Source organism: Gordonia sp. SGD-V-85 (genome assembly GCF_001456905.1).
Taxonomy (GTDB): Bacteria; Actinomycetota; Actinomycetes; order Mycobacteriales; family Mycobacteriaceae; genus Gordonia; species Gordonia hongkongensis.
On sequence record NZ_LNQO01000005.1, the window covers coordinates 88708 to 101579 of the forward strand.

A 12872-nucleotide genomic window follows, 5' to 3' on the forward strand; every position below is an offset into this window, starting at 1 on the left:
GACGTACAGGTCGGGTGCGCGTGCGGCGCGTCGAAAAGGGCAGTCGGTCAGGCGAGTTCGAGGCGCCGACCCATGTCCGACATGAACACCCGGTTGGGGTCGATGCGACGACGCGTCGCGATCCAGTCGCCGATCTCCGGGTACATGGCGTGGAAGTTCTCGGCCGAGGTGCGCGAGTCCTTGGCGGTGTAGAGGCGGCCGCCCATCGCCATGACGCGGCGGTCGAGCTCGTTGAGGAACTCGGCGAGGCCGGCCTTGACCGGGAAGTCGAGGCAGACGTTCCAGCCCTTGAACGGGAAGCTCAGCGGCGCCCGGTTGCCCTCGCCGAAGAGTTTGATGACGTTGAGGAAGCTGACATGGCCCGACGCCTGGATGTCCTCGATGAGCGCGGTGAACTCGCCCTCGTTGCCGGTCGGCACGATGAACTGGTACTGGCAGAAACCACCGCCGCGTCCGTAGGCGTTGTTCCAGTCACCGAACACGTCGAGCATGTGGTAGAACTGCGCGAGATTTTTGACCTTGCCCTCACTGGGCGGTCCGATCCGGTAGTACGCCTCGCCGACTGCGGAGAAGCTGAGCTTGTTCGCCAACCCGCGCGGGAAGATGTCGGGGAACCGGACGAGTGGCTTGTTGTTGAACGACAGCGGGTTGTCGCGGTACTTCTCCGGCAGTTCGTCGACGCGGGCGAGATTCCCCCGGGAAAACGTGCCGCGACCGAGCTTCGGCGGCGCGCTGATGGTGTCGAACCAGCCCGAGGCGTATTCGTATCCGTCCTCGAATCCGTCCTGGAGATGCAGGTCGAGGGTCTCCTGCAGCGAGCCGGTGCGCGCGGTGTCGGCGATGAAGTAGGCGCTTTCGGTGCGCTTCATCTGGATCTTGGCGCGCAGCACGATGCCCGTCAGTCCGATGCCGCCGATGGTCGCCCAGAAGAGTTCGCCGTTCGGGTCGTCGGCCGAGCCGCCCGGGGTGAGGGTGAGGATGCGGCCGTCGGCGACGAGCAACTGCATCTCGACGACGTGGTTGCCGAAGCTGCCCTGGCTGTGGTGGTTCTTGCCGTGGATGTCGTGGGCGATCGCGCCGCCCACCGTCACCTGTCGGGTACCCGGGAGCACCGGGACCCACAAGCCGTGGGGGAGCGCCGCCTGCATGAGCGTGTCCAGGGAGACGCCGGCGTCGACGTCGACCGTGGCCGACTCGTCGTCGATCGCGTAAATCCTGGTCAGTGGGGTCATGTCGATCGTGAGGCCGCCACTGTTCTGGCCCGACTCGTTGTACGAGCGGCCCAGTCCGCGGGCGATGACGCCGCGCTTGAGGTAGTCCGGCTTGTCCGCGTTGTCGTCAGCCACGCGGGCCACCGCCTCGGCGATGACCTCTGGGTACGGCGTGGACAGGACGTGACCCTCGATCGGGGTGGTGCGAGACCAGCCCACCAGCTTGCGGGTCGTGATCGGCAGCAACTCTTCAGTAGACATCGCTAGAGAGGTTACCTGGGCGGGGTTCACAGACCGACCGTCATGCCGGGGACGCGGAGTCGTACCCATGACCTCCAAGCGCTCGTCGATGCCATCGAGAAACGCACCATTGACTGATGGCACGATACGTGGTGGCATGCATCACAGACGTACTACCGCGCACGACGAGGAGCCCGGCATGGAAGCGCTCAGAGATGTGACCCGTTCCGACGACGGAATCGACGAGGTGTCGCAGCGCTTGCTGGCATCTGCCGCGCGGTTGTCGCGCAATGCGCTGACCGAGATCGACTGGGATGCGCCGCTCGAGAAGGACAAGTACGGCTGCAGCCCGGAGTGGTCGACTCTGTATGGAACGGCCTACTGGAATGAGATGACCGAGCAGCAGCGGATCGCCCTCACCCGGCACGAGACGGCGTCGATCATGAGCATCGGCATCTGGTTCGAGATGATGCTGCAGGAGATGGTGATCCGCGATCAGTACCTCGGCGACTACCATCGCCCGGAGTTCCAGTTCGCCCTGACCGAGGTCGCCGACGAGTGTCGGCACTCGCTCATGTTCGCCAAGACGTCGCACAAGCTGACCGGGACCAGCTACACGCCGCATCCGCGCCTGGGTCGCTTCGGCAAGTTGTTCATGCGGGTCGCGGGCAGCGAAGTCGCCTACGCCGGAATCCTTGCCGCCGAGGAAGTCCTGGACGTGCTGCAGCGTGGCTGCATGCGTGACGATCGGGTGCTGCCGCTCGTGCGCACCGTCAACGAGATCCACGTCCTCGAGGAATCTCGCCACATGCGTTTCGCGCGAGAGGAGGTGCGCCAGTCCATGGCGGACGCCAGTTGGATTCGGCGACAACTCAGTTCGGTGATCACCGCGATGGCCGTGTCCTACATCCTCGTCAGCCTCGTCCGCCCGAAGGCCTACGCCGACGCCGGTCTGGACCACCGTCGGGCGGTCGGAGAGATGCGCCGCAACCACCATTTCCAGTCAATGGTCCGCTCGGGTTGCGCGCACTTGATGGGCTTCCTCGACGAGGTGGGTCTGCTCACCCGGCCCGCGGCGCGGATCTACCGCAAGGTGCACATGCTCTGACGGGCCGATGCCGAACGTCCCCCGGCGATCACGAATCCTGGTGCGGGGGAGTGATGATCACGGCGTTGACCAGCGAGAGCAGGTCTTCGATGCCGGTGCCGTCGGGCAATTGGTCGGCGAAGTCGGTCTCCAGTGCGGCCAGGCCGTGCGCCATGGCGAAGGTTGCGACGGCGATGAGTTTGCCGGGCACGCCGCCGCCCCAACCGTGGTCGGCGGCGTCGGAGACGGTGCGCGTGTGCAACTCCCATCCGCGCGCCCGTGCCGCGACCAGGTCGGGCGCCTTGTTGTCGACGAGTCGTGAGCCCATCATCAGCGTGACCGTGGCGCGGTTGTCACGCGCGAATCGGACGTAGACCTGCCCCAGCGTGGCGACGGCCTCGCCGAGCGGGGCGTCGTCCGGCAGTTGCTCGAGAGCACGCATGTGTTCGGTGTGGAGGTTGTCGAAACCGCGGACCGCGACCGCCGTGAACAACGCCCGACGATCGGCGAAATGGTGGGCCACCGACTGATGCGTGATACCCACCCGGCGGGCGATCGCACGCAGGCTCGCGTTCTCGGGTCCGGCCTCGTCGAGTTCGGCGACAGCCGCGACGAGCAGAGCTTCTCGGACCTCGGGCGCGGTCCGGCGTCGGATCGGGCAAGCCGGCTTCTGCATGCTCGCGATTATGGATCACGGCGTTCGTGACGTGGCCCGACCTCGCCCTCATGTGCGAGCTGGGCGGCGGGTCGGCCAGGACGTCGGCTTCGGATCTTCATGGTCTGCATTCCGATCTGGGCGGCCAACAGGCGATTGGTTCTGCGACGATGGGTGCCATGGAGCCAGCTCACGCCAGCTCAGTCGACGGCACTCGATGAGAACGACGGTGCTGGGTGTGCCCAGTAGTGCCGGCGCCTACTGCGTGGGTGTAGAACGAGCGCCCGGCGCGTTGCGAGCTGCCGGCCTCGTCGAACAGCTGCGGGCGTCAGGCACGGACGTCGTCGATGCCGGCGATCTGACGACACGGCTGTGGTTTCCCGACCGTGAGCGACCGTTCGCGCAGAACCTCGGCGAAGAGGCGGATGCACTCGTCGAGCTTTCCACCGCTGCGGCGAGCCTGCTCGCAGCTGACCAACGTCTGCTCGTGCTCGGCGGAAGCTGCACAGTCGCCTTCGGACTCTGTGACGCGATGGCACGTGCCGGAGAACGGCCCAGGCTCGTCTACATCGACCGGCATCTGGATCTCAACACCCCCCGCTCGACGACGGAGGGCTCGCTGAGTTGGATGGGGATGGCGCACGCGCTGGGTCTCGAGGGGGCCGCGCCGGAGTTGGTCGATCTGATGTACCGCACACCGTTGTTGCGGCCGTCGGAGCTGGTCTACCTCGGCGTTGATCTGAGTCGAGAGACAACTGATTGGGAACGCGGACAGGCTGCAGAACACAGAATCGCGGTCGTCGATCAGACCGCGCTCTGCGACGACCCCCGTCGTGCGGCCGCCGACGCCCGCCGGATTCTGGCGTCCGGACCGTTCCTGGTGCATCTCGATGTCGACGTACTCGACTTTCTGGACGCGCCGATCGCCGAGAACGTGAACGGCCGAAACAGCGGGCCGACCATCGCGATACTCGGACAGGCACTCGGCGCGCTGCTAGAAGATCCCGACTGCTGGGGAATGTCGATCGGGCAGCTCGACCCGGCGCATGCGTCGGCAGATCGAACCGCGATACCCAGGCTCGTGTCGGTGCTCGTTTCGGCACTGAGCTCCACCTAGCCTCGTGTGGTGACACCCGCTCACTCGTGTCTGTACCGGCTCGATCCGCGGTGAGCTGATCCGGCCGTGTCCCGAGTCACCGACCCATGGAATAGAACTCGTGATTGGGTGCCACCGCCGTCAGGTGTGCGAGTCGGTTCGACGCGGCGAAGAACGCAGTGATCGCCCCGACGTCCCAGATCTCGTCATCGGTGAGCCCCGCTTCCCGGGCGCGGGCCATGTCGCTGTCCGCGAACAGTTCTGGGGTCCTGGTCAGGGCGAGGGTGAGATCGACGATTGCGCGCTGACGCTCATCCAGGACCGCTCCGGCAGGGTTGGTTGCCACGTGATCGGAGAGGTGTGCGTCCTTGGATCGCACGCGCAGGATGGCGCCGTGGGCGACGACGCAATAGATGCAGCGGTTCGCTCCGGACGAGGCGACGACGACCAGCTCGCGTTCGGCTTTCGACAGCGGACCGGGGCCCTCCATCAGGACGTCGTGGTAGTCGAGAAAGGCTCGCAACTCGTTCGGGCGGTGACCCAGTGCGCGAAAGATGTTGGGGACGAAGCCCGACTTCTCCGCAATGGGTTCGATGCGTTCACGGAGGTCAGCCGGTAGGTCGGCGAGTTCGGTCAAGGGGAATCGGCTCGTGGTCATGGCAAGGCCTTCCGTCACAGGGGCGCACCCTGCTCGCTTCGCGAGGAGCCCATGGTCGCGCCTCGCGACGTGACTCACCACCCCCGGAAGAAGGGGTCACGGCCATCACGCATGGAGTTCATGGCGGAGGTCCGCGTCGGATGGCTGTCGAGACAAGACGCGGGCGTTCGGTGGACCTTGCCAACGTGCGATGTCACATATAGAGTCCCTGCCACTGGCAGGCTGAACGCGGCTCGGCAGGCATAAGGCCAGGTCGAGACGCGGATGTCTGATGTCGATGGGGGTCCGATGAAGAAGTCCGTCGCGTACGCAGGCTCGTGGTGGGTCGTTCTGGTGGTCATCGCGGTGATGTCCGTGTCGGCGTTCTACGTCGGCAAGCTGCGCCTGAGTGAGATCCCCGACCGGGCGATCGGCCACTCGCCGGCGGCGCCTGAGGCGGGCGTCGTGCGCGACAAGTCGATCGAGTACGTGGTGACCGGCCCGGCGGGCTCGTCAGCGCGGGTGTCCTACATCGAGCCCGGGGGACGGGTCGTCGACGACAAGGTGTCCGTTCCGTGGCGAGTGATTCTCCGTACGCGGGAACTGACGTCGTCTGTCGGTGTCCTGACCCAATCGTCCGGTCGAGGAGCGCTGTCATGTGCGGTGCGGGTCAACGGATTCGAGCGGGTACGTCAAACGGGGTCGGGCTCCGATGGCAGTACGGTCGCCAATTGTCTGGTCCCGGTGGCGTAGATGAGCGCCGAGGACGGGGAGCGATCGATGACCGCACGTGAGCGGTTCGCTCGACTCAGGCGTGGGCTCGCCGCGGAGGTCCGGCGGCCGGTGCATCGTGAGGTACTGCGCGACAAAGATTCTGCTCGGCCACGTTTCGCACGATTTCTCTACGCGTGTTCGGTACCGGTCATCGTCATCTGGCTTCTCATCGCAGGTGGTCTCAACATCGTTGTACCGCAACTGGAATCGACGGTCACCGAACATGCGCAGTCCTTCCTGCCCGACGAGGCGTCGTCCGTGCAGGCGCTCGTCAAGATGGGTGAGTACTTCGGCGGCGGGGGCAGCAACAACTTCGTCTACGTCCTGATGGAGGGCGACGAACCCCTTGGGCCCGAATCCCGTACGTACTACACCGACCTGTTGGCCGAGTTGACCGCGGACACCGAGCACGTCAACTCTGCGATGGACCTGTGGTCGAACCCCGACCTCGCCCCGGCCGCGCAGAGTGCCGACGGCCACGTCGCCTACGTCCTGGTGAACCTCGCCGGCAACATGGGCACCGCGCTCGCCATGGAATCGACCCAGGCAGCGCGTGACACCATCGCCGCGTCGACGCCGCCACCCGGCATCGACGTGCACGTCACCGGGCCGTCGGCCGTCGTCAACGACGAGATGGTCGCGATCAACGACTCCATCATCCTGCTGGTGTCGGTGTTCGCGTTGCTGGTCGGTGCCGTGTTGCTGCTGGTCTACCGGTCCGTCGTCACCGCGATGGTGCCACTGCTCGGGGTGGGGCTGGCGTTGGCCGTGGCCCGCGCAACGATCTCCTTCCTGGCCGAGAACGAGGTCATCAAGGTCTCGATCTTCGCCGCGGCGCTGTCGGCGGTGATCGTCCTGGGCGCGGGCACCAACTACGGGATCTTCCTGGTGGGCCGATATCAGGAGGCGCGCCGAAAGGGACGTGACCCCGAAGACGCCTACTACGACGCACTGGCCGGCGTACAGCACATCGTCGTGGCGTCGGCGCTGACAGTGGCCGGTGCGATGGCGTGCCTCGCGGCAACGCGTCTGGCGATGTTCAGCACCTCGGGATTACCCTGCACCATAGCCATTCTCATCACCCTCGCGGCTGCGCTCACCCTCGGCCCCGCGGTCCTGGCCCTCGCCACCCGGCTCGGGTTCGTGGAGCCTCGCGAGTCGGCGTCGCCACGCCGCTGGCGCCGGATCGGGACCACGGTCGCCCGCTGGCCCGGCCCGATACTCGCCGCGGCACTCGCTGTTCTCGCCGTCATGATCATCCCGCTCGCGATGTACGCGCCGAGCTACAACGAACGTCGCGCCCAGCCGGCGGACTCGCCGGCGAACGTGGGTTTCGCTGCGGCAGAAAGGCACCTGCCGCCGAACATCATGGCGCCGAGCGTGCTCATCGTCGAATCCGACCATGACATGCGCAATGCGGCGGATCTGATCGCTCTCGCGCAGATGACCGATGCCGTCGCCTCGATCGACGGCGTGAACGCGGTGCAGGGGATCACCCGACCCCTCGGGGAGACCCTCGACCAAGGCACCCTCACCTCGCAGGCGGGGTACATCGGCAACCGCTTCGGACAGATGACATCGCTTCTGCGCGACCGCATCTCCGAACTCGACGCAATCGGTGCAACGGTCGATCGCCTGGACACCGCCATCGACGGCCTCGACACCGCGCTGCAGCAAGGGGCGGCCGGCGCGGGCTCATTGTCCGATGCCACTGCGCAATTGCAACGAACGAGCGAGTCGACACTCACCAAGGTCGACGAACTGTCGGCGGGGATCGCGCCGGTGCGTGGACTCGTCGAATCGGTCCCGCAGTGCCGGGGTGTCGACGCGTGCCGTACCGCGCTTACCGGACTTTCGGTGCTCGATGACGTTCCCGCACTGCGTGATTCCGTGCGGGAACTGGCGAGCGGCACTCGTTCCCTGGGCGATGCGCTGCCCACTGCGGCCGCGCAGATCCCGACGCTGCGCGCGACGGTCACCGAGATCCGCGAGCTGATCGGCCCGCTACGCACGACCCTGGGGGCCCTGCTGCCGCAGATCGGCGAGATCACCGACTTCCTCGACGAGGTCAGCGGGGCGTACTCGGCGGGCAGTCCCGCTTCCGGCGGGTTCTTCCTACCCAGCCAGGCGCTGGAGAGTCCGCTCTTCCAGAGCGGCATCCCCTACTACTTCTCCGACGACGGCAAGGCGACCCGGATGATCGTCACGCCGCAGCGCGAAGGTTTCAGCCGCGACGCGATGGACGTCAGCGCGGAGGTGATCCCGACGTCACTGGCGGCGATCAAGAACACCTCGCTCGCCGGATCGACCGTCAGCATCGGCGGGCCGGGCGGCACGCTGCTGAACATCGAGTCGTTCGCGCACGAGGACTTCATCGCGATTGTCGTCGCCGCGTTCGCCTTCGTGTTCTGCGTCGTCCTCTTCCTGCTGCGCAGTCTGGTCGCCGCGCTCGCGGTGATCGGGACCGTCGGGCTTTCCTATCTGTCCGCGATGGGTGTCTCAGTCTTCCTGTGGCAGGGCCTCATCGGCAATCCACTGCACTGGTCGGTCGCACCCATCGCGTTCACCTTTCTGGTCGCCGTGGGTGCCGACTACAACATGTTGCTGTTCAGTCGTTTTCGTGAGGAGTACGGCGCGGGCGGTGGAACCGGTCTGATCCGCGCGATGGTCGGTACGGGCAGCGTGGTCACCCAGGCCGGCCTCACCTTCGGGATCACGATGCTGGCCATGCTCGCCAGCTACGCCCACAACGTCGCGCAGATCGGCACGACCGTGGCGATCGGACTGCTGATCGACACCCTTCTCGTCCGCACGTTGGTGATGCCGGCGATCGCGCGACTGTCCGGTCGCTGGTTCTGGTGGCCGACGCCGTTCGTGTCGCTACCCGCGCGAAAGGCGGATCGGGCGACGACGACCATCGCCGATGACCGTCCCCTCGCCGAGATGCGCTTGTAGGGCCCCGTCGACGGGTTTGGCGCCTGGCTCCGACGGGCACGCGGATATCTCACGACCCCGACGACAGGAGCGCGCAGATGAGTCACAAGCCACCGAAGGACGTCCAGGAGGCTGCCCAGCGCGCGGTGCGATGGATCGACGACGGCAAGGCGGGTAAGGGGTTCACCGACACCGGCCGTCATCGGGCCCATCAGTTGGCCGACGGCAAGGACGTCGACGACGACCAGATCAAGAAGATGCGCAACTACTTCTCTCGTCACGAGGTGGACAAGAACGCGACCGGGTTCAACAACGGCGAGGACGGCTTCCCGACAGCGGGACGTGTGGCCTGGGATGCGTGGGGCGGCGACCCGGGACGCCGGTGGGCGAATGCGCAGAAGATCGATGGGGACTGAACCGGATCGGGTCGATGATCACTGGTCCACCGCCACGTCGAAGCGAAGGATGTCGCGGACCAGAGTGGGGAGGCTGTCCGCACGAGATTTCGTCTTGATCCGTGTGCGGTGCACATCGACGGTCTTGACGCTCATGCCGAGTCTGGTCGCGATCTGCTGGCTGGGAAAGCCTTCGACGACCAAGCTGAGGATCTCCCGTTCACGCGGGGTCAGGATCGCCAGGTTCTCTTCGATCTCTCGCTTCTGCCGGAAGTTGGCGAACCTGTCCACCGCCGCATTCACGCCGCTCTCCACCGCGTCCAGGAGTTGCTGGGGATCGTAGGGCTTCTCCAGGAAGTCGAGCGCACCGGCACGCAGGGTCGTCACCGACAACCGGATGTCTCCGTGTGCCGAGACGAAGATGATCCCCACGTGTGGTGCGATCTCGTTGAGACGTTGCTGCAGCCTGGTGCCGCTCATTTGGGGCATCCGCACATCGAGGATGATGCACGCCGGATGCTCCCCGTCGTAGCGGGCCAGGAAGTCGTCGGCGGACAGGCAGATCTCCGGCGTGATGCCGATGGTCTCGAGGAGCAGCGCCACCGAATCGCAGAGGTCTCGGTCGTCGTCGACCACATAGACCTGCGGTTCTGGCGACTGGCTCGTCGACGGTCCCGGCATGTGTTCATCCTAAAGCGGTCCGGGGACGGTGGCGCGCGCTCAGGTGCGCCGCCGCCACCCGGTGCCGCTGTGGGTCATACCCGCGATCCCGCGTCGCTCGGTTCGTGCGCATCGCGAACCTGTCGGCGGATCGGAGCGGTCTCGGGGAGCACCAGCAGACACAGGAAGGACACCACGAGCAGCGCCGCGAGGTAGTAACCCACGTACTGTCCATTGCCGGTCTCGGCGATGATGCGATTCGCCACCAGCGGCGAGATCCCGCCGCCGAGGACCGCGCCCATGTGGAACGCGAATCCGAGGCCCGACTGGCGCTGCTCCTTGGGGAACAGCTCGGCGTAGAAGGTGTACATGGGTCCGAACAGGAAGCCCGTGGCGATGAAGCCGATGAAGATCGCCGTGTTCACGGCCGTGACGGTGCCGGCGGAGGTGATCTGGAACATGAACAACGCGGAGAAGAAGGACGCGACCGCGCCGAAGATCATGACGGGCTTCCGTCCGATCCGGTCGGACAACCATGCCGCGAACACGTTGACCACCGCGTGTCCGGCGAGGGCGAGCAGGGTGCCCTCGACGATGGGCTGACGTGAAAGCCCGAGGCCTTCCGGCGCGTCGGCGGCGGCGTAGGACAGCATGAAGGTCGCCAGCGCGAAGGTCGAAGCGTTCAGACCGATGTTCACGCCCGCGGCCAGCAGGAGGACACGCCAGCGGCGCCGCAGCACATCCATGAGCGGGACCTTGGGCAACTCGTCGGCCGGCTCGCCCTCGATCTCTTTGAACGCGGGGGTCTCGTCGACGCCCTTGCGTACCCAGATCCCGAACACCAGCACGACGCCGCCGGCGAGGAACGGCAGTCGCCATCCCCAGTCGGTGACCGCGTCGTCGGGCAGGAGTAGGACCAGCGCGAAGGCGAAGTTGGCCAGGATCAGTCCGATCGGCGACCCGATGGCGACGAAGGAGCCGTAGAGGCCTCGACTACGGTCCGGCGCGTGCTCGATGGCGAACACCGCGGCACCCGCGTTCTCACCGCCTCGAGCCAGCCCGTGACACAGGCGCAGCAGGACGAGGAGCAGGGGTGCGAGGATGCCGATCGCCGCGTATGTCGGGAGCAGCCCCATCAGGAGAGTCGATGCGCCCATGAGGCCGAAGGCGAGGAACAGCGACGGGCGGCGGCCGTAACGATCACCGATCCACCCGAACAGAACCGCACCCACCGGGGCCATCAGAAAGCCCAGAGCGAACGTCGCGAGGCTCATGAAAGTGGCGAACCATGCGTCGTCGGTCTGGAAGAAGATGTGCCCGAAGACGAGTGCGGCCGCAGTGCCGTAGATGGCGAAGTCGTAGAATTCCAGCGCTGTCCCGACGCCGGCGGCGAGCCCGACGCGGACTCTGCTGCTCTTGGTGTGGTGGGGGCTTGATGTCCGAGTCTTCATGTAGACCTTTTTCGTGGGGGCTGTGAAGTGCAATCCGTTGCGATCGGGCTGATCGATGAGTTGCATCTGCACAAAAATGCTAGGAACTACGCGAGTCACGGGCCATGAGGGAAGAGTGACAGGACCTAAAGGTTTCCCCTAGCGGCCTGAGTCAATCCCCCGACGGTTGGGTAGTCGGAATCCGAACTGGGAACCGACGGACAGGCGTCTCGCCCAGATCTGACCGCTCTGACGTGTGATGATCCGGTAGCTCAGCGCCAACCCGATGCCATTCCCGTCGGGCTTCGATGTGAACGATTCGGTGAAGGGATCGCGGGTGATCCCACGGCCTCGATCCTCGACGGTGAAGATCCCGGCCTCGTCGGCACTCCGGGTCGAGACGGTGATGGTGCGGACGTCTCGTTCGCTCTCCGCCATTTCGTCTATCGCGTTGAAACACAGGTTCAAGACGACCTGTCCGGTCAATACGCGCTCGCACCACACCGATACCTCGGTCGGTGAGATGTCTGTATTGACGGTGACCGCAGAAGCCTCCGCCCTCAGTCGGACGAAGTACAAGCACTCGTTCACGATGACGTTCAGATCGATTTGTTCCTGCGAGTGTTCGAGGTGCCCGACGAAGCGTCGCATGCTGGCGATCACCGCCGAGGCCCGGTCGACCTGCTTCTGGGCCCCCTGTAGGCCCCGGGTCACCGAGCCCGCAGCGATGTCATCGGCGACATGGCCGTTGGACACCGACGCCAGCGCGGCGGCGATGAAGTTTCTTGCCGCAGTCAGTGGTTGGCCGAGCTCGTGTGCGACGGCCATCGCGAGATCGCCCATGACGTTATAGCGGGCCTGATAGTTCTGCTGCTCCACATCGCGGGTGCGCTGCTGCTCGCGACGAATGCGATCGGAGATGTCGTAGACGGTGAGCAGCAGTTCCTCGTCAGGTCTGCCGGCCACGCGTTCGAGGGTGCCGCCGAGGAACGACGGGCCGCGTTGCAAACCGATTCGGACGGGGATCTCGAACTGCACGGTCGCGATCGGATCCATCGCCGCGACCGCGGCGCTCCACCCCGAGGCGTCATCGTCGGATCGGACACTGACGAACTCCTCGATCCGGTGATCGATGAAGGCGTTGCGCCTGATCCCGAACTGTTCCAGTGCGCGGTCGGTCGCATGAAGGATCGTGCCGTCGTGCGCCAATACGAGGAGACCGGCAGCAGTGTGCCGGCTCAGCGTCTCCACGTAGGTGGCGGTCAGCGACACCTCGTTGGGCTCCGCGTCCAGAGGTCCACGGTTGTCGACTTGGACCAACCAGCGCGCTTGTCCGTCGACGACGACGTCGACCACCGTCGCCTCGACCGAGGGGCCATCCTCGTCGTCGGAGGCGACCGTCGCCGACGACCCGGCCGGCCCGCTCGTCGGCGCGACGTGACGGTGCACCCGAGCGTTGGAGTACTCCGACGCGCTCTCGTTCGCCCAGGCGACACGGCCGGAGCTGGGCTCGGCGAGGAGTACGACTGCTGGCGACGCGCCGAACAAGGCGTCCACTTGGGACGAGTTGAGACGAATGATGCTGTCCACGGGTCGAGGCTAGAGTCGCCGGCAGCGGGACGCCACAGATACGTGGTTCGTCCCCGACGGTGCGCTCGCCACCGACCCGCGGGTTGAGCGAGCGGGTGCGGCGGTTGGCCGCCGAGCACGGCACTGTGCGCTGAGGGAGCCAAAAGTTTGTCCTAGCGCCCCA

General features: G+C 65.9%; 11 protein-coding genes. 5 read left to right on the top strand and 6 right to left on the bottom strand.

Annotated elements, in window-relative coordinates; translation table 11 throughout:
- Nucleotides 1-47: 47 nt before the first annotated feature.
- The gene (locus AS181_RS07410; protein WP_058250950.1) at nucleotides 48-1472 is read right to left on the bottom strand and encodes an FAD-binding oxidoreductase; all 1425 of its coding nucleotides are present in this window, start codon (nucleotides 1470-1472) and stop codon (nucleotides 48-50) included.
- A 178-nt stretch (nucleotides 1473-1650) separates the two neighbouring features.
- Between AS181_RS07410 and AS181_RS07415 the strand changes: the two genes are divergently transcribed.
- Nucleotides 1651-2559 carry an AurF N-oxygenase family protein gene (locus tag AS181_RS07415; protein ID WP_058250951.1) on the top strand — a complete coding sequence of 303 codons (909 nt, stop codon included), beginning with the start codon at nucleotides 1651-1653 and terminating at the stop codon, nucleotides 2557-2559.
- Between the two features lie 28 nt (nucleotides 2560-2587).
- Here the strand turns inward: AS181_RS07415 and AS181_RS07420 are convergent, their stop codons facing one another.
- A complete protein-coding gene (locus AS181_RS07420) occupies nucleotides 2588-3214 on the bottom strand; it encodes a TetR/AcrR family transcriptional regulator (RefSeq protein WP_058250952.1) in 627 nt (208 codons plus the stop codon).
- Between the two features lie 196 nt (nucleotides 3215-3410).
- Here AS181_RS07420 and AS181_RS07425 point away from each other — a divergent pair, with 196 nt between their 5' ends.
- A complete protein-coding gene (locus AS181_RS07425; protein ID WP_058250953.1) occupies nucleotides 3411-4310 on the top strand; it encodes an arginase family protein in 900 nt (299 codons plus the stop codon).
- A gap of 76 nt (nucleotides 4311-4386) precedes the next feature.
- Here AS181_RS07425 and AS181_RS07430 read toward each other — a convergent pair whose 3' ends face one another.
- Nucleotides 4387-4947 (bottom strand): peroxidase-related enzyme, encoded by a 561-nt coding sequence (locus tag AS181_RS07430; RefSeq protein ID WP_058250954.1) that lies wholly within the window; start codon nucleotides 4945-4947, stop codon nucleotides 4387-4389.
- Between the two features lie 264 nt (nucleotides 4948-5211).
- On the opposite strand from AS181_RS07430, the gene AS181_RS07435 reads away from it, so the two are divergent.
- From AS181_RS07435 to AS181_RS07445, 3 genes are all read left to right on the top strand, one after another.
- Nucleotides 5212-5679 carry an MmpS family transport accessory protein gene (locus tag AS181_RS07435; RefSeq protein WP_223259011.1) on the top strand — a complete coding sequence of 156 codons (468 nt, stop codon included), beginning with the start codon at nucleotides 5212-5214 and terminating at the stop codon, nucleotides 5677-5679.
- Nucleotides 5680-8655: an MMPL/RND family transporter gene (locus tag AS181_RS07440; RefSeq protein WP_058250956.1), complete on the top strand. Its 2976-nt coding sequence runs from the start codon at nucleotides 5680-5682 to the stop codon at nucleotides 8653-8655.
- A 77-nt stretch (nucleotides 8656-8732) separates the two neighbouring features.
- A complete protein-coding gene (locus AS181_RS07445; protein WP_058250957.1) occupies nucleotides 8733-9050 on the top strand; it encodes a hypothetical protein in 318 nt (105 codons plus the stop codon).
- Between the two features lie 18 nt (nucleotides 9051-9068).
- Here AS181_RS07445 and AS181_RS07450 read toward each other — a convergent pair whose 3' ends face one another.
- From AS181_RS07450 to AS181_RS07460, 3 genes are all read right to left on the bottom strand, one after another.
- Complete coding sequence (locus AS181_RS07450; protein WP_058250958.1) at nucleotides 9069-9710, bottom strand: response regulator transcription factor; 642 nt, start codon at nucleotides 9708-9710, stop codon at nucleotides 9069-9071.
- 74 nt (nucleotides 9711-9784) lie between these two features.
- Nucleotides 9785-11206: an MFS transporter gene (locus tag AS181_RS07455; RefSeq protein ID WP_217491645.1), complete on the bottom strand. Its 1422-nt coding sequence runs from the start codon at nucleotides 11204-11206 to the stop codon at nucleotides 9785-9787.
- Between the two features lie 72 nt (nucleotides 11207-11278).
- The gene (locus tag AS181_RS07460) at nucleotides 11279-12709 is read right to left on the bottom strand and encodes a sensor histidine kinase (protein WP_058250959.1); all 1431 of its coding nucleotides are present in this window, start codon (nucleotides 12707-12709) and stop codon (nucleotides 11279-11281) included.
- Nucleotides 12710-12872 lie beyond the last annotated feature (163 nt).